A 22947-nucleotide genomic window follows, 5' to 3' on the forward strand; every position below is an offset into this window, starting at 1 on the left:
GACAAAAAACCTCTAAGGAAAATTTCCTTAGAGGTTTTTATACTTGCCAGTTAATACATTAGGCTATTAGGAATAAAGCATTTTGTAATGTCTTTGTGACTAATGAAAAAAAGTTTATTTTATGTTTATGCAAAATCTTTGTTACTATATATCTTAATAGAGGCATTAAGAGCAGCAAAGGTTATAAGTATAACTATTATTCCAAAGACTAACATAGACAGCATAGCATTATTATTTATCCATTGAAGAGTATTGAGAAAGGTATTTTGATCTATTGTTTTAGCAAGTTTAGTTATAATGTTAGGGATTAAGAATATTATAAAAAAACCTACGAGCTTAAACATATGCAAAAATTTTGTTCCATATTTATAATAAAGTGGATACTGTATTCCAAAGATTAAAAGGTTTATAAGCAATATTATGATCATAATTAAAAAGTCAAAAGCTTTTAAGGGAGAAGAAGTAAATAGATTTACTATAAAACAGCATAGGGAGAAGAACATATAATAGAAGATACTATAGCATACTATAGATAAGTATTTAGATATCACTACTATTGATTTTCCTACTGGTAAGCTGTTTATAAACATATAGGCCTTGTTTTTATCATCATAGCCGTTAGAATAGGTAAAACTGACGTAGGTCATAAAAATTGTATAAAAACCACTGAATCCTTGGCTAAAAAAGCCTACTTCTTCATTAAGATTCTGTATTACTGCTAGTAGGATAGCATAAGCTCCTCCCAAAATTAATACCTTCTTAATTAGCTTAAAGTCCTTCAAAACTAAATTAAACATAGCACCCTCCTATAAATCTCTTTGATCATATACCATAACAGAAATAATCATAGATAATAAATACACTAGTATTCCTATGGATAGCTTTATCAAAAGCATATTAAAGCTGGTATCTTTAAGTATTAAGAAAAGCTTACCTAAGGCTGCAAAATCTTTATCTTGAAATGCAGTTAGTATGAAAATCACAGGAAAAAACACCACGAAGTTTGCAATTCTTGCAGCCATATATCCGAAGCAGTAGGTCACACACATCACTATGCTGCTCATGATTAATACAGTGGTAATGGCCTCTAATAGCTTAGAAAGATTAAAAGCTCTAAAAGGAGAGTTAGGTATAGTACTTAGGAAGTAAAATAAAAGGCATAGTAGAGACATAAATAAGATGGAAATAAGTAGTGATCCCATGTATCTAGCATATACTGTAGTCTTTCTGTTAATAGGCAAGCTGTTTATAATTCTATAAGTTTTTGTTCTCTCCTCGACCTCCACTGCCATTACAAAAAAGGTAAAACCACACATTATGACTGAAACATAAGAGGCATTAATGGAGCCACCATTTAGTACAGAAATTAAAGGGAATACCAAGGCAAATATAAGCATGCTCTTAAAGTATCTCTTATTTACCAGAATATCCTTATATATTAGTTTAAACATATGTTAACCGTCCCTCCTATCTTTTCACTGAAAATACCATAATATCTTCAAGAGAGGCTCTTTCGATGACAACTTTATCTCTAAAGAGAGATTTAACTCTTTGAACATTATTGGTTAAGGCCTCAAAACCATAAGAGTTTTCTCTAACTTTTATAAATTCCTTTTTTGTGTCTCTATCTAGTAAGTCCTTAGAACCTTTTACTATGGAATACCTGTCCATAATAGAATCCTTCTCATCTGAAAATTCTATGGCACCGTTGTTTAGGAAAGTTATATAATCAGCTATTTTTTCTAAGTCTGTAGTTATGTGAGTGGAAAAGAATATGCTTATATTTTCATCTTGTATTAGAGAATATAAGATGTCTAGTATTTCGCTTCTAAACACGGGATCCAGACCTGAAGTTGGTTCGTCCATTATTATAAGCTCTGCCTTATGGCTTAGAGCTATGGCTAAGGAAAATTTCATCTTCATACCCTTAGATAGATCCTTGATTTTCTTATCCTTATTTAAACCAAATTGCTTGATATATTTTTCGAAGGTTTTTTCATTCCAGTTTTTATAGAAGGAAGCTATTATATTAGCCATGGATTTTATGTTTAGCTCTTCATAAAAGTAGTTTTCATCATAAACAAAGCCGATTTTCTCTTTAATTTGCTTCTCCTGTTTTACATTGTCCATTCCAAAGATATTTATTTCTCCAGAGTTCTTTTTAATTAAATTCATTATGAGCTTTATGGTAGTGCTTTTTCCTGCGCCATTAGGACCTATAAATCCCATAACAAAGCCCCTAGGCAAAGTAAAGCTTATATCCTTTAAGGTGAAATCTTTATATCCTTTTCTTAAATTTTTTATCTCTAATATATTTTCCATAATTAAAACCTCCCATAAATTTAACCTTGATTTTTTACATAAGTAAAAGTCACAAGTTTAATCAGCTAGCTTAATATGCTTCTATATTAATGCCTTTATCTATCATTGCTCTCTTCATAAAATATCGTTAGCATATCCTTAAGCTCTTCTAAACTTAAATCTAACAATCTGCTCTCTTCTATGGCTTCTTGAAGTTTTTCTTCTATTATTTTTATCCTTTTTTCCCTCAGCAGTTCTTTGTTTTGTCCTGAAACAAAGGAGCCTTTTCCGGGCATGGTATGTATGAAGCCTTCTCTCTCTAATTCTTCATAGGCCCTTTTAGTAGTTATAACACTGATTCTAAGTTCTTGGGCTAGATTTCTTATTGAAGGCAGAGAGGCTCCTTCTTCTAGAACCCCTGTAAGAATATGATTTTTTACCTGCTTTACTATTTGCTCATATATGGGTTCGCCGGAGGAGTTAGAAATAATTATGTTCAAGCGTTATCACCATCCTTAATGCTGTTATTACTGTATATATTGTTTATATACAGTATATTCTTTCTTTAAAACAATGTCAATATAGAATTTTCATGTAAATAGTTGTAAAATAAATAATCTATATAAATATTTTTATGATGGGGGAACTTTTTTCTATGGTAAATTATCTATCATATGTAATTAGAGATATCCCTAATATAACTTAAAAATAGTAAAATAAAAAAGAGGTGACGGAAGATTGGAGTTTAATAAAGCCATGGTTGAAAATCAAGATACTAGGTATATTACTTCTAAAGTTTCTAATAAGGATACTTTTGTAGAATTGATAAACGAAAATAAAGTTTCACTATACAGACTTTCTAAAAGCATATTAAAAAATGAGGCGGACGTAGAAGATGCTATAGGAGAGACTATCGTAAAGGCTTATAAAAATATGTATCAATTAAAAAACATAGATAGCTTTAAATCTTGGGTTATGAAAATACTTGTGAATGAATGTTATTCTATAATTCGAAATAGTAAAAGAGTTGAACTTACGGAGAATATAAAAGACTTTCAAGGAGTTTACGTGGAGAACAATGAAGATAGCCTCATGTGCCACATAAACAAATTAGAGGATAAATTTAAAGCAGTGGTATTTTTATTTTACTATGAGGATATGAGTATAAAGGATATCAGCAGGGTTTTAAATATTTCTGAAGGTACTGTAAAATCTAGGCTTAGCAGAGCCAAATCGAAGCTTAAGACTATGGTAAAAATAGATTAAGGGGGAGTTATTGTGGAGAGATTAGATGATTTTGATAGATTATTAAAGGAAAAAGCCAAAAAGGAAGTATTTCAATTGCCAGAGGAAGTGGATATGAAGATCAATAATATTATAAAAAGCTTACCCAATAAAAGTTCGCATAGAAAGGTTAGTATTAAGATTGCCTTAATAGCAGCAGCGGTGGCAACTCTATCTATAACTACGGTTTTTGCGTTAGACACAAGCTTTGGGAAAAATATAATTGGTCAAGTAATATCTTATTTTGATAATTCAAGCACAAAGTACTATGAAAACAAAGCAAGCTTTGAAAAATTTAATAGAGCTGTGGGGGTAGCAGCAGAAGATAAGGGAATCAAGCTTACCCTAGATAACTTGGCCATAGATGATAATTTTATGAATGTTTTCTTTACTGTTGAAAGTAATAAGCCTATAGATATGAAATTTACTAATGAATATTTATTTAAAGAAGTGTTATCAGTACCTTTACTGCATTTTAAGATTAATGGAAAAGAAATAAGATATAGTAATAATAATGATATGGATGCCTACTTTCAGGGAGAAAATACTCTAAAAGTAATGAGGAGAATTAATGTATCTCAAATTAAATTGCCTAAGAACTTTGATCTTGAAATGTATGCAGAAGAGATATTCAGGGTAAAAGGTAATTGGAGCATCGCTTCCACCATAGATAAGGCAGAGGTGGAAACTGAGAGCAAAACCGTTAAGCCTAATATAAAGGCTACTATTGATGTAGGAAACTTTAAACATAACATTACCATAGATAAAGTAAGTATATCTCCTTTTGGAAGCCAAATCATAATAAGTGAAAAGTCAAAGGATTCTAGGATATTTCGAAATTTTGTATTAATAGATGATAAAGGTATGGCCTTAGACCTGCTAAATACAGACTTACAAGGTTCAATTTTTGGGAAAGCAACAAATTCTTTTGAATTTATAAAAGGCAATGTAGATATGAAATACCTAAGGCTTATACCTATAAAAGCTCCAGATGATAGTAAGGAATTAGTGGATGAAAAATTCAGCATAAGCCAGCTTCCCATAACCTTTAAAAATTCTAATATAGGAAGCGTGGTAGTGGAAAAAGTAGAATTTAAGAGAGGAACCATAGAAGTCACTTACCACAACGAAGGAATTAATATAGGAGAGCCTCTCTTTAGGTTCTATGATAGTAATGGAAAACAGCTTCCTCTAGGGGAGTACGGTCTAAGCACATCCGTAGATAGAGAAAGTGGAAGATATGTTCAAAGGCTTAAATTCTCAAATAGTCAACTTGACTTTTCAAAAATTGCACAAATAGGAACTCCTGTAGGATATGATACAGAACTTATTAAAGATCAAGAGATAAAGATAAATTTAGAATAGATTGTAAAAAACATACTTAGGTTTTGCTTAAAAGCCTAAGTATGTTTTTTATTACTTCACTTTAGCCACGCCACTATTTATGGCGGCTTCCATTACTGCTTTAGCTACAGCCTTTTGTACAGAAATATCAAAGGCATTAGGGATTATGAAATCTTCATGAAGCTGTTCCTCACTCACAGAATTAGCTATAGCATATGCTGCAGCTACCTTCATTGCTTCGTTAATTTCTTTAGCTCTAGCATCTAGGGCCCCTCTAAATATTCCTGGGAAGGCTAGTACATTATTTATTTGGTTAGGGAAATCTGAACGGCCTGTACCTATGACTCTAGCTCCGGCTTCCTTGGCATCCTCAGGAAATATTTCTGGCACAGGATTTGCCATAGCAAATATCATGGAATCCTTGTTCATAGATTTAACCATATCTTTACTCATTACATTAGGAGCTGATACACCTATGAAAACATCAGAATTTTTAATAACTGTTTCTAAGGAACCTGCTTCCATGGATCTATTAGTTATTTTAGCTATATCTATTTTAGAGTGATCTAAACCCTCACGACCTTCATATATAGCTCCTTTTCTATCGCAGAGTATTATATTTTTTACTCCAGAGGAAAGCAATAATTTTGTTATAGCAACTCCAGCAGCTCCAGCACCATTGACTACAACTTTTAAATCTTCTAATTTTTTATTCACTATTTTTGATGCATTTATAAGAGCAGCTAAAGTTACTATAGCTGTACCATGCTGGTCATCATGGAATACTGGAATATCAAGGCTTTCCTTTAACCTTTTTTCAATTTCAAAACATCTTGGAGCAGATATATCCTCTAAATTGATGGCTCCTAGAGTTGGGGAGATTCTAATTATAGTTTCCACAATTTCATCTACATTTTTAGTGTTTAGCACTAAAGGAAAGGCATCCACATTTCCAAATTCCTTAAACAGTATAGATTTTCCCTCCATTACAGGTAGGGAAGCTTCAGGACCTATATCTCCAAGACCTAGAACGGCGGTACCGTCAGAAATAACAGCCACGGTATTCCATTTTCTTGTATATAGATAGGCCTTTTCCTTATCTTTATATATTTCTCTGCAAGGCTCTGCTACTCCTGGAGTATAAGCTAAGCTTAAGGCCTTTCTATCCTGAACACTTACTCTAGATTTTATTTCAAACTTACCTCTGTTCTCCTCGTGAAACTTTAGTGATTCTTCATATATATCCATAAAAAACACCTCTCTGCTTAATAGTTACGCAATATAAAAGAAATTATAGTACACTTATTTTGTAGATTATTTTAAATACCAGTAGTCTTTATTAGCTTCCATTAAATCATCTAATACTGCTTTAGCCTTAACTGGATTAACAATAGTACGGTTCAAGGTTAGAGCTTGTAGTGCTTTCTCGTAATTTGACTCCAAGCAAGCCTCAACGGTTAGCTTTTCGTAAGCGTATTGACATTCCATTAATCCCTTATAAAAGGTTCCAATCTCTCCAACCTTATAAGCTACCACTCCATACTTAGTTAATTCCCCAGCTACTTCTATCATGGCATCTTCTGGAAGGTTAGGTATTATGCCTTCATTTCTAGTCATAATAACAAATACCTTCTTTAAATCGTAGGCTATGGATTCAGCTACTTCTACCATCATATTTCCGTGAACTGCTCCAGTTAATAGAGGAATTCCTTCTAAAGAGTTTTGCTCCTTAACCTTCTTGCATAGCTCAAGAACTTCTCTTTCTCTGCCGTTTAAAGCTTCATCGGCCCTAGTGTAATTTGGATCGCTGTCCTTAACTATTTCATCCGGGAAGAAATAATATTGTAAATAAGTATTTGGAAGATACTCTGGGAAGAAGGACATAATCTTGTTTACATTTTTATAAGTCTTAAGCCAGGATGCTTCTCTTTGTTCTGCATTGTAAGGCTTAAATTCGTGTCCACTTAAGAAGCTTTTAAGCTTTGGTAATAGGTCTTCTCCAGTTGGTGTATAATATAGCTTTGTAAACCATCCGAAATGATTTAGTCCAAAGAATCTTGGTTCTATGTCATACATATCTACCTCTAATATCTTTGCAAAGGACTTAATCATGGAGTAAGGTTGATCGCATATATTTAATATTTTCTTGTCATCTGGGAAAGCTTTGTCCAAGGCAACTGCCACTATGGCTGCTGGATTAGTATAATTTAATATCCACGCTTCAGGGGCATATTCTCTAACCTTCTTAACCATGTCTATCATAGCTCCTATGGATCTCATTCCATAAGCGAAGCCTCCTGGTCCACAGGTTTCTTGACCCACTAAATCATACTTTAGTGGAATCTTCTCATCCAAGCCTCTCATTTCAAAGTTTCCAGCACGCATGTTGCAGAATACATAGTCTGTATCTATATAAGCTTCTTCATCCTTATCTGTAAATACTAGTTCTACCTCTGGGCAATATTTTTCCATGGTCAATCTTATATAATCTTGTAAAGCTTCAATACGTTTTATGTCAATATCAAAAAGTACTAGTTTTTTTAATGGAAATCTATCCTTATAGTTTATTAAGCTTCCTATTAGAGCCGGGATTCTTGTGCTGCCAGCCCCAACTATAGTTACTACCTGCTTTTTTCTTTCCATTTAAATTCATCCCTTTCTATAATGATCCGTTTTCATTTTAGCCTCTACAAAAGCTGCTAAAGCCTTTTAAGAGTACGGTTCTTATTATCAGTTTTTTTGATGAAAATTACAATAGAATTGGCTTCTTTACTACCCTAATAGGAATTCTTTATCTTGGTCACTTTTAGTGACTAAAGTAAGAGGGGGGATGTGGCAGAGGGGGGTTTCCTTTGCCACAATATAATAAGGAAGCATTACTTTCTTAAATAAAGAACTTGTAATGAGATAATAAAAAGCCTAAGTAGCTGGCAAAGGAAAATAGATAGAAGGGAAAATATAAATATTATGAGGTTTAAAATAATATTTATAGTTTTTTTCACACACCCCGAAAAGTAAGCTATAATAAAGTTAATAAACATTTTCTAGACTGAAAAACAAGGATGGTGTAAAAATGATTCGTTTTAATTCTGATTATACTGAAGGAGCGCATCCTAGAATATTAGAAAGATTAATGGAAACTAATTTGGAGCAGACTTCTGGCTATGGCATGGATCCTTATTGTGAAAAGGCAAGAGGGCTCATTAAGGAAAAATGTAAGAATGAAAATTTAGATGTACACTTTTTTGTAGGGGGCACTCAGACAAATTTAACTTTTATTTCTTCGGCTTTACGTCCCCATCAAGGAATTGTATCTGTGGATACAGGTCATATAAATACCCATGAAAGCGGGGCTATCGAGGCTACTGGGCATAAGGTTTTAGCTGTTAAGGGTGTAGATGGTAAAATAACTGCGGAGGAAGTGCAAAGGGTTTATGATGAGCATTATAACGATGAAGTAAGGGAACATACGGTACAGCCCAAGATGGTTTACATATCAAACCCTACAGAAATAGGAACTATCTACTCAAAGCAGGAATTAGCTGAAATCAGCGAAGTTTCTAGAAAGAATAATCTTATTTTATATATGGATGGAGCTCGTTTAGGTTATGGTTTATGTGCTGAAAATAATGATTTAGATCTGCCTACTATTGCTAAGCTTTGTGATGCTTTTTATATTGGAGGAACTAAGGTGGGAGCACTTTTTGGTGAAGCTTTGGTTATATCCAAGGAAGCGTTAAAAGAAGATTTTAGATACATATTAAAGCAAAAGGGTGGAATGCTTGCCAAAGGCAGATTGCTTGGATTACAATTTCTAACTTTATTTGAGAAGGATTTGTATTTTGAAATATCTGCCCATGCAAATAATATGGCTAGGTTAATAAAAGAGGCTTGCATAGAAAAAGGTTATCCATTTTTAACAGAGTCTACTACCAATCAGCAGTTTCCTATACTACCTAATAAAGTTCTAGAAAAATTAAAGGAAAACTTTGAATACTCCTTTTGGCAGAAAATTGATGAGGAGCACTGTGCAGTGCGTTTTTGCACTAGCTGGGCAACGGATATAAATGATGCTAATGCATTGGTTAAGGCGATAAAGGAATAGGATTTTTAGTTAAAACGTGAGTTTCGTAAATAGCCATGCTATTTATGAAACTCACGTTTCTTTATTGGTATTTTGTATATATTTCCACACCATCTCTAGCAATTTGTTTTTCTATGGGTTCATTAAGAGAGTCTAAAAACACAATATCACAGGAATATATTCCTATTAATTTATCGATTTCTTCTATGAGAGAAGCTCTATTTTCCCCAGAGAAATCTATGCAAAGATCGATGTCAGAATTTATTTTTTCAGTGCCTTTAGCTCTAGAACCAAATAATATGACTTTTTTTATATTAGTATTTTTATTAAAATAGTAAATTAAATTTTCATAGACATCTTTGTTTATTCCATACATAGTATCACATCACTTCGTCAGAAATTTTATTTAATAATTTTTCTATGGCTTTCACATATTCATTTACTATTTTGTCTTTTATTTTTTCGTAGTCTGCTTCATCATAAATATGTGCCGTGGAATTTCTTGATAGCAAAATATCATTCCAAATGTCTATATCTTCTATAAGTCCTTCCTTAAAGGCTTGCTTATAACAACCTCTAGGATTATTTATCTCTAGTCCATTAGATTTAAATATTTTTGATAGTAATTTCCAAGTTAAATCTTCCAGAGTTTCGTATTTTTTTATAATCGAGTCTCTATAAACTTCTTTTGTTAATTCATCAATATCTCTAAGTTTTTCTAAATTGATTATTATGTTTTTTAAATGGGATAACATTCTATAAGTATAATTATATGTTAAGGATATAGATTCATCATATTTATTTAATATTGACATGAAGTTGTATCAATCCTTTCTTTAAATCATATCTATATTATACACCAAAAGTTATTTATATAATTGTAAACCCTAAATTTTTCTATAGCTTCATTCCATCCTTAGTGGCAGCAGTATTTCAAAGGTAGTTCCCTGCCCTAGATTGCTATCCACAAAGATTTTACCTCCATGAGCTTCTACGAAGGATTTGGTTATAGTTAGTCCAAGACCAGAACCTCCTGTGCTTTTGTTTCTGGAGGTATCGCTTCTAAAGAACCTTTCAAATATGAAGGGCAGCTCTTCCTTTGTTATGCCTATGCCGCTATCTCTTATGGTTAGCATTAGGTTAGTGCCTTGCTTTATTAGGGTAAGTTCTACTGTGCCTTGAGGGTTTAAGTATTTTAAAGCATTAGAAAGTAAGTTATATATTATTTGCTTAAATTTATCTCTATCTATTAAAGTATATAGATTTTGCTCTATATTACTTTTTAGCTCATAATTTTCCTTTTGATATATGGGCTTGAAGGTATTTATAATCTTTTCTGTTTCCTGTGAGATATTAATTTTGCTTAGATTAAGATTAAGGTTTAGCTCTTCAAGCTTTGATAGGTTATAAAGATTATCTACCATGTGGGTTAGTCTTTGAATTTCTTCATAAAAAACCTGGAGTCTTTCTTTGGTTGGCTCCCATATATCATCGAGAAAGGCTTCTATGTGAGTTTTTAGTGTGGTTAAAGGGGTTCTAAGCTCATGAGCCATATCTGCAGTAAGCCTTTTTCTTAGCATTTCTTGGTTTCTTAAGGTTTCTGCTAAATAATTTACCGAGGCTGACAGGTCGTATATCTCTTTTGTTTTTGAGTTTTCTCCGCAGCGGATCTCTAAGTTTCCACTTCGCATTTTATTTGTGACCTCTGTGATTTTCATTAGAGGTTTTGATATTTGCTTTGATATTATTATGCTTATTATAAGTCCAAAGGCTAAGGCTATGATAGCAGAAAATATAAAGGATCGATTTAGTGTAGATATAAAGTTTATGGAACCGGAGCTTAAATAGGAGGTGCCAAAATAGCCTATGGTCACATAACCTATGGTGCCGCCATTAGCCTTTAAGGTATAGTCCTTTTCGGTATATTTTTTTGAATCCATCATAGTGCTTCTCTTTGGCATAGAATTCATCATCCTTCTCATATTATCTCTTCTGCCAAAATGGGAATTCCCTGAGGAATAGATTATCTTATTATTTAAGTCCCTAACCTCAATGGATAACTCTTGAAGCTCTGCATATCTGTTCAGTTCATCTATATTTATGCCTATGGTGTTATTTTTTGTATAAGAGTCTTGTAAAATGCTTATTACATTTTGAATCTTATCATTTTGTTCACCAATAAGATAATTATTAAATTCTTTATTGATGGAATAGTTAGATATTATGCTAGAAATTATAATAGAACCTAGTATCACTATGAGAAAGCTAAGAGCTAAGGTTTTATTTAAGGGTGTTTTTTTCATTTTCATGTTTTCCGCCTCCCATAGAGTTAGGAATTTTAAATTTATACCCCATACCATAAATAGTAATTATATATTCTGGATTTTTAGGGTTATCCTCTATTTTTTGACGTAGGTTTTTTATGTAAGTATCCATGGTTCTATCGAAGCCTTCGTAATCCATACCAAAGGCATATTCCACTAGTTTTTCTCTAGAAAAAACCTCTCCAGGTTTTTTGATTAAAGCAGATAAGACTTTGAATTCGTTAGTGGTTAGGTTTATTATATTATCTCTCTTTTTTACTATCATTTTCTTTATATCAATAGTTAAATCTCCTTGGTTAAAGGAGAATATGTCTGCTAAAGGGGAGAAATCTTTATAGGTTCTTCTAAGCAAGGCTCTTGTTCTGGCTACCAATTCCCTAACGCTAAAAGGCTTTACAAGGTAATCATCGGCACCTATATAAATGCCGTTTATCCTGTCTTCCTCTTCTATTTTTGCTGTAAGCATTATTATAGGCACTGAGGAAGTATTTCTTATTTTACTGCATACCTCTTCGCCAGAGATTTTAGGCAGCATAAGGTCTAATATAATAAGGTGAAGGGTTTCTTTATTGAAAATATTTAAGGCTTCTTCTCCGTTAACAGCAGTAATTACTTCAAAGCCTTCCTTTTCTAAATAGGCCTTTACTACATCTAATATGGCTTTTTCATCATCTACTACTAGGATGGTGTATTTTTCGTTTATGGTATTTATATAAGTCATAATTTATACATATCCTTTCTTCTTATAACCTAATATATAGGAGGATGTGAAAAACATAGGTGTTCTTTTTCACGGGCCGCTCGTGGAGCTCCACGCGCGGTGTAGGGAAACCTATAGAACACCTTTTTTCACAGCCTCCTATAGGTTACAAAAATCTAAATACATTTCTTTAGCTTCAAAATTCCTAGGGATTAACCTATTAAGTAGTGGAATTTTGCATCTAAGAAATGTAAGATTTTTATTGCAACATATATAGTTAAATTTGTTTCCTTGAAATTAATTTTAACAAATACAGTAGGAAGGAACAATTACTAATGAGAAAAGCTAGGGACTAAAATTATAGGGAAACAACTTCAACTATTACCTTATACATGCACCATAATAGCTAGAAGATGCCATTTTGGAACATGTATAAGGTAAGTTTTCGTATTGTTTCCCTATAATCCCTAGCTTCTTTTTGTTAAAAGCGCTCTTCTTTTTACAAACTCTTCTTCGCTTATTTCTCCACTGGCATACTTTTCATTAAGTATTTTTATAGCTGGATTAGAGTTATCTCTATAATATTTAAATATGTTATAAGCTACATATAGTATAGCTAGGAATATTAAAAATTTAATGCCAGCAGATACTAGATACATCCAGTTAAAACCTTGAGAACCTGTTTGGTATGCCATATGGCCCATTCCGCCGCCTCTAGGCATGAAATTTCCTCCGTTAAAACCTCCACGATACATTAATAATCTCTCCTTCCTGTTTTATTGTTTTATAATAATTTATTTCTATAGTTTTATTATAAGGTAAGATTGTGGGGCAATTATGGAGAATTATAGGTGCAGGCACCACTGGATTTATGAATGCAAAAACAATTATAAAAGTTATGTTTTTGTAATAAATGAAGATATTGTTATTATATATGTGGTTGAGATATACTAATAGTGAAGAGTTGGTAGGAGAGATTGAGATAAATAATAGATGGGGGGAAGAAAAATGAGTATAGAAACAATGTTTATTTGGTCAATTATTCTATTTGGTGTTATTTATTTTTCTGTAAGGTTGGCAATTAATCCATTGTTAAATAAACAAGAGGAGCTCATTAAAGATAATGAGGATTTTGGATTAGTTAAGTTAAGAGATATAGCGATATTGAGTGATGCTGAACTTGAAGAAGTAATAGGATTATATAAGAACAAAGGTGTTAAAGAAGAAGATTATACGCAGTATAAAAAATATGAAAAAGTTCTAAATGAGTTGAAGGAAATGGGATATTTTACTAAGGAACAGTATTCTGCTAAGGTAGACAAGCTTAAAAAATATTTTGAGGTTGATTAGTATTTAGTCAGCATTCATGTATTATTTGTCAATTGTAAATTTGAAGTATTTAGATAATAGTAAACTTATGCGAAGTAAGACTATTTATTTTTAGTATGAGAGGGGTATGATAATTTTGAGTAAAAATCCATATGAACAATTTCCACATATTGTAGCAGATGAAATAACGTTAAGAAAAATTGTAGCTTCTGACCTTGACAGCCTTTTTGAAATATATAGCAACGAAAAGCTTTTTCAATACTCTCCTGTAATGCTTAAAAAGAATAAAGATACTGTTGCGAATATGATAGGACACTTTGAAAGGGATTTTCATAAAAGAAAATACATATTTCTTGGAATCTGCTTAAATAGCGAACCTAACAATATTGTTGGTATAGCTGAGATATTTGACTACTCTCAGGATGTAAATATGATAACAATAGGTTACAGACTAAATGACAAATTTTGGGCTAAAGGAATCGCTACAAAAGCTGTTAAGGTAATGACAGATTACCTCTTTAATGATATTGGCATTAACCGCATACAAGCCTTTGTCATGCCAGAGAATATTAAATCGCAGAATGTATTGCAAAGAAATGGTTTTGTTAAAGAGGGAATAATTCGCCAAGGGTATGTTTGGAAAGGTAAGGGTGTTGTTGATTTGATATTATATTCTTTATTGAAATCTGACACTACAAAATAAGTTTTTTCAATATATTCTTATTACCCACTCCATTCGATAGGACTAATCTTATTTGGACAGAGAGTATAAATGCTGAGGATATTGTTAGGAGATATACTCAATGTATTATAGATTGCTCTCAACATAATATTCCTACAGTAGTAATTCATCTTACTAATGGAGACGACCCTCTCCCAGCAACTGCAGTATTGTTATAATATCAACATTATTATTTAATATAACCTAAAATTAAGAAAAGTAGAATGAAAGTGAGAGTTATCATGGAAATTGAAACGATTTTAGCTAATGAGGACACTGTAAATATAATTAGGAATATATATCCTTTGTATTTGCATGATTTATCCGAAATCAATGGCAATGTCCCTAATGAATATGGGATTTATGAGAATGAACCAATAAAAACTTTAGATAAACAATATGGTGTGCAAGATATATGGTTTCAAAAGCCAGGACTATTATTCCCTTTTATAATTTTTGTAGATAAAAAACCAGCAGGATTCGATTTAGTATCCACTGGAGGATATGCACCTAAAAGTACTGATTACTATGTGTACGAGTTTTTCTTACTTCGACCATATAGAGGAAAAAATATTGCTGAAATTGCTGCCAAACAAGTTTTTGATAAATTTCGAGGTAAATGGGAACTTTACACTAATCCTACAACTTTGAATCAAAGAGCTCAGTCATTTTGGTATAAAACTATAAATGATTATACTTCAGGGAATTTTCAAAAGTCATTGGGTACAACCTTTGATGGAGAAAAGTTAATATTTAGATTTAGTAATAAGACAGATTGATATAACGTAATCTTCTTATACTATTTATCAATTATAAATTTGCAATATTTAGATAATAGTAATAAATTACGAATTAAAACAATTCAAAAGCGAGGCTGATAGTATGCCAAATCAAATTATAACAAACACATTAAGAATATATAATCAAGGCATATATTTAAGAGATATGTTTATGGAGGATATCGATGATTATATTAATTGGAATACTAATGAAATAGAATGGCAGGATTGGGATGCACCTTGGGAAGATGAAGAAGTAAATGTTGAAGAGCTTAGAATAAGTTTACTACAAAGATTAAATAAAGAACTGCCTGAAGTACGAAAGCGATTTGAGATATGCACTATAGATGGACAACATATAGGCTGGCTTTCCTCTTATTATATTGATGAGGATAAAACAAAGCTTGCAGTAGGTATTGATATTCCTAATAATAAATTCAGAGGTAAAAAGATGGGGGAATCAGCCATTACTCTGTTCATTTCTTATTTGCTTAAGTCAGGAGTTGTGTCAGAGATATATACTCAGACTTGGTCTGGTAATCTAAGAATGGTAAGGCTTGCAGAAAAATGCGGGTTGTATGTTGAAAGCAGAGAAATTAATAATAGGGAAGTTAGAGGAAATATGTATGATGGACTAACCTTTAAACTAAATAAAGATTTATTCTGGGATAGATTTAGTCATTTAAAATAATAAATCTATGTATAAAAAGTAATTGGTATTTTGAAGTATTCTTAATAATTAAGAAAATGGAGGAATAAGTTATGCAGGAACTTACAAATATACAAAAGATAATATTTGATAATAAAGTGGAAAAAGGATTTAATACAACTAATATTGAATTAGAGTTTTGTTTAATTAATGGTGAACTTGCTGAAGCGTTTGAAGCATATAGAAAAAAATTACCCACCGTTGGTGAGGAGCTGGCAGATGTTGCTATTTATTTATATGGTGTAGCAGAAATTTTAGGTTTTGATTTGAACAAAGAAATTTTGAAAAAGGTAAACAGAAATAGAAAGCGCATATACAAGAATATTAATGGAGTAAACACTCGAATAGGTGAAGATCAATAGCTATGTACCTTTATATTGTTATTTACCAATTATAAAATTGAAATATATGTATAGTAGTGCTTAAAGTTGAAGTAGCTATGTTTTTAGAGTTGATGAAAACTCATAGCATATGACGTAATCATTGAATATACTTAAGTTTATGAAAAGGAAGAGTGTAGTTAAATGAAAATATTAATAACTGGTTCAAGGGGACAAGTAGGCTCACAGCTTATAAATATTTTAAATAAAGGAAAGTCAGAACTAGGTGAAATTCCAATTCAAATAAAAAATGCAGCGGTTATAGGAAAAGACTCGAAAGAACTAAATATAGCCAATTTTTATAATGTAAAAAAAGTACTTAAAGAAATAAAGCCAGATATTGTTATAAACGCAGCGGCTTATACTAATGTAGATGGATGTGAAACTAATAAGGAGTTAGCCTTTAACGTCAATGCATTTGGGGCTAAAAATTTAGCAATAGCTTGTGAAGATATTGGTGCAAAAATAGTTCATATATCTACAGATTATATTTTTAGTGGGGAAGGAAGCACACCATTTAAGGAGAGTGACGAGGCTTCACCACAGAGCATTTATGGTATAAGCAAAAATATGGGTGATAATTTTGTAAGAGAGTTCTCTTCAAAACATTTTATAGTAAGACCTTCATGGGTATATGGATATAACGGAAAAAACTTTGTTTATACTGTTATGAAAGTAGGAAAAGAGAGAGGTAGTTTAAAGGTTGTAAATGACCAAAGGGGTAATCCAACTAATGTAGAAGATTTATCACATCATATATTAAAACTTATTGCTACAGAGAGATATGGCGTTTATCATTGTTCAGGACATGGTGAATGTACCTGGTATGATTTTGCATGTAAAATAATTGAATTATCAAGAATTCCTTGCAAAGTAATTCCTTGTGCTACAGATGAATACCCTAGTGAAGCTAAAAGACCTACATATTCATCATTAGATAACCTAATGTTAAGAAATACAGTTGGTGATGAAATGAGGAGCTGGGAAGAAGCTTTAAGTACATTTATAGAAAATGTGGAGTAGAAGAATTGTTAAAATGAAAATTATACAATGATTGATATAACATTAATTTAAGACCTAATTCCTCTATTGGAAGAGAAAGGCTTTATTTACAGACCACGAACAGCTCGTTAAGAGCATATATTATTTGCTTGCAGAGATTTTACTAATGGCATGGATACGCATTATATTCATGTTGTTATTTATGGTAATACTGAGTGGAACAATAATATCAAATTTAGAGATATTCTTAATGAAAACGAAGATATTATGAAAGAGTATGAGGACTTAAAAATGCAGTTAGCCAACGAATATCCTAAAGACAGAGTTACATATACGAGTATGAAAGCTGGATTTATTCAAAGGATTATGAGCGGATATAAGCAAAATTATGTGAGCTTCGACTTGCAACCTTCTCATATTGAATACAATTTATTTTGTTATAAATAAAGCAAACACAATATTAACAGAATTGAAAAGAGTGCTTATTACTGAATGGGGGAGAGAAAAATGAGACCAATACGACGAAAATACCAAGATGGGGATGTTAGCAAAATCAGTGAGTTTTATGGAAAGCTAGCTAAGAATAATTGCCAGAGCAATAATTTAAAGTGTGCCTGGGAATGTTTTTCAAAGCATCCCTGTTTTCCAGAGTTTCGCCCGGAGGAGTTTGGAATTTGGGAAAATCATGGAGAAATAGTTGGAGTTGTGTGCTTAGAAAGCCCATGGGATGGAGCAGTATTTTTTGATCATTTTTCTCAGTACAAGGAGATTTGTGATGAAATGATACAGTATGCAGAAGAGCATTTTGCAGGTACAAGCAAAGATGGAGGAAAATATTTGAGAACTAATGTGCTTAGTTCAAATAAGGGATTACAAGAAGCACTAGCTTTGAGAGGATATGAAAAGTCTCCAGCAGTTTATGCTAATGCATATTCCCTTTATGATTCAATACCTAATGCACCGGTTCCAGAGGGATTCACAATAAAGTCATTAGAAGAAGTCTATGATTTTGATAAGCTTAATAGGCTTCTTTGGAAAGCATTTGAGTATGAAGGGGAGCCGCCTGCTTATGATTCCAATGTAAAGCTTTCTATCAAGCATGCATGGCTTGAATATAGACGTGATATTTGTTCAGTGGTCATAGCTCCAGATGGAAGCTATGCTTCCTTTTGTGGTATGTGGTTCGATGAGGAGAATCAGGAGGTTTACCTAGAACCTTTAGCAACCTCCAAGGAGTATCGTAATCTTGGATTGGCAAAAACCTGCGTTTATGCAGCACTCAAAAGCTGTAAAGAGCTTGGTGCAATATATGCATATGTAGATCCAGATGAAGAAGCCTATGAGTTTTATAAGAAAATTGGTTTTGTTACTGAAGTACGAGAAGGAAGTCAATGGAAGAAATACTTATAAGCTTTGAGAAAAAGTTATATTTAATTTAAAAGAGATTTATGAGGTGAATGATGAAAACTGTGGTAATAAGGGAATTGGGGAACCATGATCTAGAATCAATTTATGAATTAGATCTTACTAAAAACCAGATTAAAGACTGCTGTGGTTGTTGGAGTTGTTGGTTAAAAACTCCTGGTAGATGCATAAATAAAGATTTAGACCAATTTTATTTTAAATATTTAGAATCGGATAGGGTGATTATATTTTCTAAGGTTAAAAAAGGTTTTGTAAGTGGAAATTTAAAGAGTCTTTTTGATAGAATTATACCTTTGTTTCTACCTCAAATAGAACTAACAACAAGAGGATCAAGAGGAGAATTAAATCATATACCTAGGTATGAAAAATATCCAGATATAGAATTTTATTATGAAGGTAATTTTATAACTAAAGAAGGCAAGCAGATCTTTGAAGATTACATCTACCGTACATTTAATCAATTTGCTTCAAAAAATATTATAGTTAAAGCTTTAGAAGAATATAGAGGGTAATTTAATGGAGGGGTTTATGAGCACAATAATTCTTAATGGATCGCCTAAAGGGAAAAGTGGCAATTCTGAAATATTTATTCAGCAGTTTATAAAGGGGATGAAAACTCCCTGTGAAGTAAAATATATCTGCAAAGAAGAGCCTAGGACTCTTGCTGAATATGTTAGAGGCTTTGATACTATTATTTTCGTGCTTCCAATGTATATTCATAGCATGCCAGGTGTTACAATGCGTTTTATTGAGTGCTTAGAGCCTTCGGAGCCTTCAGAAAATAAATCCATGGGTTTTATTTTGCAAGGTGGTTTTCCAGAAGCCACTCAATATAAATATGCTGAAAAATACTTTGGTTCACTCTCAGAGGAGCTTAATAGAAATTATTTAGGAACAGTGATAAAAGGCAATTCAGCCACTGTGTATATGATGTCAAATTTCATGACAAGAAAGCTCTTTAGATCATTGAGACGATTAGGTGAAATATATGAGAAAACTCACACCTTTGATAAAGGCATTACTGAAGCACTAAAAGAACCACGTGAACTTACAGGATTTACTCTTAAAATGATGAAATTTGCTACCAAAACAGGGTTAATCAATGTCATGTGGGATAAGCCTTTAAAACAAAATGGTGTTTTTGATAAAAATCTAGATAGGCCGTTTATTTAGTAATTGATTGCAAAGATACAAGACCTAGTGTCTGATATATTTTCATGTTTATCTATATTTAGTGGGGTGAAATAATTATGAACAGAATTGAAATTTTAAGAAAGTATTTAGATGAAATCATCTTGAATATGAAAGATGTTGAAGAACGAAGATGTGCTTATGTGCATTTATATGGTGTAGCACAATTTTGCACATTAATTGCATTAAAGCGTGGAGAAAACGCTGAACTTGCAACAATGGCAGGGATGCTTCATGATATATATTCATATGCAAAAATGGACACAAAAGACCACGCACATAAAGGTGCTGCCTTGGCAAGAGAAATATTAACATTATTACAAATCACAAATGATGATGAAACTAAAATGATTTGTGATGCTATTTATAACCATAGTGAAAAAGAAGCCATACACTCTGATTTTAGTGAAGTTTTAAAAGATGCAGATGTATTTCAGCACTGTTTGTATAATCCTATGTTTGAAATCAAGGCTCATGAAAAAAATAGGTATGAAAAGCTTAAAGCTGAATTTGGTATTGCGTAGGATATAATGGTTAATTTTCAGTTTTTATATGGTTGATATATTTTGAGGAGATTGAATAATTCAGATGGCAAAATAATAAGGACATGCTTTATTTATTATCATTTAAAACGGATAAGAATGTCCTAATGCAGGTTAAAAATTTTCTGAATAATTTAGCTAACTAATTCGCATTTTTCTTATTAAGCTACGTTAGCTAAAAATTACGTTGCTTTTGTAGGAGAAAACGAATTAAAAGATTTTTTAGGGGTGGTATTATGGGAAAGGAATTTCAATTATGTGGAGCAAGTGTAATTGTGTATAAAGATAATAAAATTTTATTACAACAAAGAAAAGATAACAAATGTTGGGCATATCATGGTGGTTCGGTTGAGATGGGCGAAAAGGTTGAAGATGCTGCAAAGAGAGAATTATTAGAAGAAACAGGATTGATAGCAAATAGATTAGATTTATATGATGTGTTTTCTGGAAGTGAGCAATATCACGTGTATCCAGATGGTAATGAGGCATACATTATTGACATTGTTTACTTATGTAATGATTTTACAGGTGATATACGTGGACAAGAATCAGAGGTTTTAGAATTAAAATGGTTTGATTTTGATAAACTACCAGAAAGGTTAAGCCCACCAATAAAATCAGTATTAATAAAATTTTGTAATGAGAAATTATGAAAATACATGATTAGAAAAGGAGGATAGAGTAAGTACAATTAGTTCGGAATCTTCTTAATATCGAGAATTGTCAACAAAGATATTAGCATATTATACACAGAAAATAGCAAAAAAAGAAAAGAGGTGAGCTTTAGTGGGAGTTTGGTATTTATCATACACTCTCTCATTAAATACAATATATGTTAGTTGATGATAGTATAGCATTAAAATACTTAAGTGGTGAGAACATCGATAAGATCAGTAACCATTGGGTATTTCAAAATATTGAGAAAGGAAAGCATTTATTTGAAGTACCTGATGATGCAAAACGAGATGAAGTAAATAAAATTATGATTAGTATTAAAAAGATACTTTCGGACTTTATACCTCTAAATGAAGATATCTATTCAGCCCTGTATCCACATTGGAAGTCAATTATAGAAGATATGAATGTTCTGCTTTTAGTGGGGTGCCCCGATCCATATGATGCTATGGTAAGAGAATATGGTGGGAAAGAATATGTTATATTTGACTTGATTCGTTTCTGTGATTACAGTGAGCAGGGATTTAACATTGACATGTTAGTAAGACAATTAATTACCCATGAAACCGCACATCTATGCTTACATATGAAATATCCTATTCCAACTTCAGATGATTTTCTCGAACAATTAAAATATATTACTTTTGATGAAGGCTTTGCACATTTATTATCATTTAAGGATAATCTACAAGAGTTTGATTTTTCTACCATGATAAAGGAACACTACAATCAATCTTTTATAAAATTGCAAGAAGCGATGAAGGAAAACGATTGGCAAAAGCAAAGGATTTTACTTAATGAATGTAATAGCGGTTCTTATTGGGACAAGTTTGCATCTATAAGTGGAAAACTCTTCTTGGTAAGTAATTTGGAGAAAATTGAAGAGATTTATAATGGTGGGATTGATAATTTTATTGCATACATGGGATTATAATTCCTACTATTTAGGTGGTATATATCTTTCTTAATATTATTTATGAATTATGAATTTTCAATATTTAGATAATGGCGAGATAATACATTTTGAATAGTTGTGATTAATGTAAGGGGGAGCAAAACTATGAAGAAGATTATTATTATGCTTTTTCTATTATTAATAGTAGCCCTGGGTATTGGTGGAAGTAGCATAGAAGAAATAATGCGAATGCCCTCTGAGATGCCAAAAGATTTTAAGTTTATAATAGCTTATGGACATAATGCCAAAAACAAAATCGATACTTTTAAAAACGAGTATACTAAAGACCTTGTTACAGAGGGCTCAGCAACCTGTAAAATTACATTCACTGATGATGAAATAAAAAAGATATATAAGGAGATGCAAAGGATAAATATTGTTAACTATCCAAGGGATTTTAGACCACCCTATAAGGACAATCCTGAACCTAGAACAACAGTTCGTGCAACACCTTATTCTACATACTACTTTAAAGTACAAGTTAGCGATAAGGTGAAAGAAATAAGCTGGATCGATAGAAATATGTCACAAGCAAGTACTGCCAAACAATTGCATGGCTTAATTAGAACAATAATGGAAATTGTTGAGACAAAAGAGGAATATAAGAAGTTACCCGAGCCGAGAGGTGGGTATTTATAAGATTCAATACAATAGTTTTTTATTTGATAAACTAAATTTGAAATATATAGTATAATTTTGGTATTAATTAAATCGCACTCGTTATATTACAGGAAGAAAGTATTACTCATATTTTACCAGATATGCTATTATCATGTTTATTATGTAATAGTTTAATTAATCTTAAAATCAGGAGGGAGAATCTGATATGAAATTCGCTGATATTTGCATTATTACTAATAATGTTTTGGATGTAGCAGAGTTCTACGAAACCGTCTTTAGTACAAAAGCTGAGGGAGACAATATTCATTCTTTTATTAACGCAGCAGGATTGGGTATTGCCATCTATGACAAAAACGAAGCAGAAAAAGTTATGGGGTTTGATTTCTCAAATACTGGCACTGGCTTGATAACAATTAATTTTAATGTAGATGATATTGAGGCTGAATATGAACGGATTAAAGCACTCAACATTAACGGTACTACCGAGCCACATTTATGGCCTTGGGGAGCTAAGTCCTTTCGTTTTAAAGATATTGAAGGTAACATTATAGTTTTCCGCAGTTAGTTAAGAAATCCTAAGA

The 22947-nt window shown here is 32.0% G+C and carries 29 protein-coding genes; 18 read left to right on the forward strand and 11 right to left on the reverse strand.

Features of this window, described 5'->3' with window-relative positions; genetic code table 11:
- Positions 1-125: 125 nt before the first annotated feature.
- From BN2665_RS18205 to BN2665_RS18220, 4 genes are all read right to left on the reverse strand, one after another.
- On the reverse strand, positions 126-797 hold the full coding sequence (locus BN2665_RS18205) for an ABC-2 transporter permease (RefSeq protein WP_055668553.1): 672 nt from the start codon (positions 795-797) through the stop codon (positions 126-128).
- A 9-nt stretch (positions 798-806) separates the two neighbouring features.
- Positions 807-1451: an ABC-2 transporter permease gene (locus BN2665_RS18210; RefSeq protein ID WP_055668554.1), complete on the reverse strand. Its 645-nt coding sequence runs from the start codon at positions 1449-1451 to the stop codon at positions 807-809.
- A 16-nt stretch (positions 1452-1467) separates the two neighbouring features.
- Complete coding sequence (locus BN2665_RS18215; protein ID WP_055668555.1) at positions 1468-2322, reverse strand: ABC transporter ATP-binding protein; 855 nt, start codon at positions 2320-2322, stop codon at positions 1468-1470.
- Positions 2323-2417: 95 nt separating this feature from the next.
- On the reverse strand, positions 2418-2801 hold the full coding sequence (locus BN2665_RS18220; protein WP_055668556.1) for a GntR family transcriptional regulator: 384 nt from the start codon (positions 2799-2801) through the stop codon (positions 2418-2420).
- A 238-nt stretch (positions 2802-3039) separates the two neighbouring features.
- On the opposite strand from BN2665_RS18220, the gene BN2665_RS18225 reads away from it, so the two are divergent.
- Together BN2665_RS18225 and BN2665_RS18230 are read left to right on the forward strand one after the other, a co-directional pair.
- On the forward strand, positions 3040-3567 hold the full coding sequence (locus BN2665_RS18225) for an RNA polymerase sigma factor (protein WP_082435953.1): 528 nt from the start codon (positions 3040-3042) through the stop codon (positions 3565-3567).
- Positions 3568-3579: 12 nt separating this feature from the next.
- The gene (locus BN2665_RS18230) at positions 3580-4950 is read left to right on the forward strand and encodes a DUF4179 domain-containing protein (RefSeq protein ID WP_055668557.1); all 1371 of its coding nucleotides are present in this window, start codon (positions 3580-3582) and stop codon (positions 4948-4950) included.
- Between the two features lie 51 nt (positions 4951-5001).
- Here the strand turns inward: BN2665_RS18230 and BN2665_RS18235 are convergent, their stop codons facing one another.
- Together BN2665_RS18235 and BN2665_RS18240 are read right to left on the reverse strand one after the other, a co-directional pair.
- Positions 5002-6177, reverse strand: a complete 1176-nt coding sequence (locus tag BN2665_RS18235; RefSeq protein ID WP_055668558.1) for an NAD(P)-dependent malic enzyme — start codon at positions 6175-6177, stop codon at positions 5002-5004.
- Between the two features lie 66 nt (positions 6178-6243).
- A complete protein-coding gene (locus BN2665_RS18240) occupies positions 6244-7572 on the reverse strand; it encodes a family 4 glycosyl hydrolase (protein WP_055668559.1) in 1329 nt (442 codons plus the stop codon).
- Positions 7573-8002: 430 nt separating this feature from the next.
- Between BN2665_RS18240 and BN2665_RS18245 the strand changes: the two genes are divergently transcribed.
- Positions 8003-9034: a threonine aldolase family protein gene (locus tag BN2665_RS18245; RefSeq protein ID WP_055668560.1), complete on the forward strand. Its 1032-nt coding sequence runs from the start codon at positions 8003-8005 to the stop codon at positions 9032-9034.
- A 61-nt stretch (positions 9035-9095) separates the two neighbouring features.
- On the opposite strand, the gene BN2665_RS18250 is transcribed toward BN2665_RS18245, so the two are convergent.
- The 5 genes from BN2665_RS18250 to BN2665_RS18270 form a co-directional block, all read right to left on the reverse strand.
- A complete protein-coding gene (locus BN2665_RS18250; protein WP_055668561.1) occupies positions 9096-9389 on the reverse strand; it encodes a nucleotidyltransferase family protein in 294 nt (97 codons plus the stop codon).
- A gap of 4 nt (positions 9390-9393) precedes the next feature.
- Positions 9394-9828 carry an HI0074 family nucleotidyltransferase substrate-binding subunit gene (locus BN2665_RS18255; RefSeq protein WP_055668562.1) on the reverse strand — a complete coding sequence of 145 codons (435 nt, stop codon included), beginning with the start codon at positions 9826-9828 and terminating at the stop codon, positions 9394-9396.
- Between the two features lie 90 nt (positions 9829-9918).
- The gene (locus BN2665_RS18260; protein ID WP_195892723.1) at positions 9919-11322 is read right to left on the reverse strand and encodes a HAMP domain-containing sensor histidine kinase; all 1404 of its coding nucleotides are present in this window, start codon (positions 11320-11322) and stop codon (positions 9919-9921) included.
- On the reverse strand, positions 11294-12058 hold the full coding sequence (locus BN2665_RS18265; RefSeq protein WP_423229868.1) for a response regulator transcription factor: 765 nt from the start codon (positions 12056-12058) through the stop codon (positions 11294-11296). The genes BN2665_RS18260 and BN2665_RS18265 overlap by 29 nt, the downstream gene beginning before the upstream one ends.
- A 446-nt stretch (positions 12059-12504) precedes the next feature.
- The gene (locus tag BN2665_RS18270) at positions 12505-12792 is read right to left on the reverse strand and encodes an SHOCT domain-containing protein (protein ID WP_074042360.1); all 288 of its coding nucleotides are present in this window, start codon (positions 12790-12792) and stop codon (positions 12505-12507) included.
- A gap of 253 nt (positions 12793-13045) precedes the next feature.
- Between BN2665_RS18270 and BN2665_RS18275 the strand changes: the two genes are divergently transcribed.
- The 15 genes from BN2665_RS18275 to BN2665_RS18345 all read left to right on the forward strand — a co-directional run bounded on the left by BN2665_RS18275 (position 13046) and on the right by BN2665_RS18345 (position 22931).
- Positions 13046-13387 carry a hypothetical protein gene (locus BN2665_RS18275; RefSeq protein ID WP_055668563.1) on the forward strand — a complete coding sequence of 114 codons (342 nt, stop codon included), beginning with the start codon at positions 13046-13048 and terminating at the stop codon, positions 13385-13387.
- Between the two features lie 106 nt (positions 13388-13493).
- Entirely contained in the window at positions 13494-14069 is a 576-nt protein-coding gene (locus BN2665_RS18280) for a GNAT family N-acetyltransferase (RefSeq protein ID WP_242865983.1), read from the forward strand.
- A gap of 260 nt (positions 14070-14329) precedes the next feature.
- Positions 14330-14866 carry a GNAT family N-acetyltransferase gene (locus BN2665_RS18285; RefSeq protein ID WP_055668565.1) on the forward strand — a complete coding sequence of 179 codons (537 nt, stop codon included), beginning with the start codon at positions 14330-14332 and terminating at the stop codon, positions 14864-14866.
- A 103-nt stretch (positions 14867-14969) separates the two neighbouring features.
- Positions 14970-15557 carry a GNAT family N-acetyltransferase gene (locus BN2665_RS18290; RefSeq protein ID WP_055668566.1) on the forward strand — a complete coding sequence of 196 codons (588 nt, stop codon included), beginning with the start codon at positions 14970-14972 and terminating at the stop codon, positions 15555-15557.
- 71 nt (positions 15558-15628) lie between these two features.
- On the forward strand, positions 15629-15937 hold the full coding sequence (locus BN2665_RS18295; RefSeq protein ID WP_055668567.1) for a MazG-like family protein: 309 nt from the start codon (positions 15629-15631) through the stop codon (positions 15935-15937).
- 162 nt (positions 15938-16099) lie between these two features.
- Positions 16100-16978 (forward strand): dTDP-4-dehydrorhamnose reductase, encoded by an 879-nt coding sequence (rfbD, locus tag BN2665_RS18300; protein ID WP_055668568.1) that lies wholly within the window; start codon positions 16100-16102, stop codon positions 16976-16978.
- A 117-nt stretch (positions 16979-17095) separates the two neighbouring features.
- Positions 17096-17404 carry a GrpB family protein gene (locus tag BN2665_RS18305; RefSeq protein WP_341452800.1) on the forward strand — a complete coding sequence of 103 codons (309 nt, stop codon included), beginning with the start codon at positions 17096-17098 and terminating at the stop codon, positions 17402-17404.
- 60 nt (positions 17405-17464) lie between these two features.
- On the forward strand, positions 17465-18367 hold the full coding sequence (locus tag BN2665_RS18310; RefSeq protein WP_055668570.1) for a GNAT family N-acetyltransferase: 903 nt from the start codon (positions 17465-17467) through the stop codon (positions 18365-18367).
- 50 nt (positions 18368-18417) lie between these two features.
- Complete coding sequence (locus tag BN2665_RS18315; RefSeq protein ID WP_055668571.1) at positions 18418-18894, forward strand: hypothetical protein; 477 nt, start codon at positions 18418-18420, stop codon at positions 18892-18894.
- 16 nt (positions 18895-18910) lie between these two features.
- On the forward strand, positions 18911-19555 hold the full coding sequence (locus BN2665_RS18320) for an NAD(P)H-dependent oxidoreductase (protein ID WP_055668572.1): 645 nt from the start codon (positions 18911-18913) through the stop codon (positions 19553-19555).
- A gap of 77 nt (positions 19556-19632) precedes the next feature.
- Positions 19633-20097 carry an HD domain-containing protein gene (locus tag BN2665_RS18325; protein WP_055668573.1) on the forward strand — a complete coding sequence of 155 codons (465 nt, stop codon included), beginning with the start codon at positions 19633-19635 and terminating at the stop codon, positions 20095-20097.
- A gap of 254 nt (positions 20098-20351) precedes the next feature.
- Positions 20352-20768 carry an NUDIX hydrolase gene (locus tag BN2665_RS18330; RefSeq protein WP_055668574.1) on the forward strand — a complete coding sequence of 139 codons (417 nt, stop codon included), beginning with the start codon at positions 20352-20354 and terminating at the stop codon, positions 20766-20768.
- A gap of 179 nt (positions 20769-20947) precedes the next feature.
- Complete coding sequence (locus BN2665_RS18335) at positions 20948-21724, forward strand: hypothetical protein (RefSeq protein WP_055668575.1); 777 nt, start codon at positions 20948-20950, stop codon at positions 21722-21724.
- 126 nt (positions 21725-21850) lie between these two features.
- A complete protein-coding gene (locus BN2665_RS18340) occupies positions 21851-22384 on the forward strand; it encodes a hypothetical protein (RefSeq protein ID WP_055668576.1) in 534 nt (177 codons plus the stop codon).
- 187 nt (positions 22385-22571) lie between these two features.
- On the forward strand, positions 22572-22931 hold the full coding sequence (locus BN2665_RS18345; RefSeq protein WP_055668577.1) for a VOC family protein: 360 nt from the start codon (positions 22572-22574) through the stop codon (positions 22929-22931).
- Positions 22932-22947: the final 16 nt, after the last annotated feature.

Origin of the sequence: Desnuesiella massiliensis (assembly GCF_001403615.1) — a bacterium.
Lineage (GTDB): Bacteria > Bacillota > Clostridia > Clostridiales > Clostridiaceae > Desnuesiella > Desnuesiella massiliensis.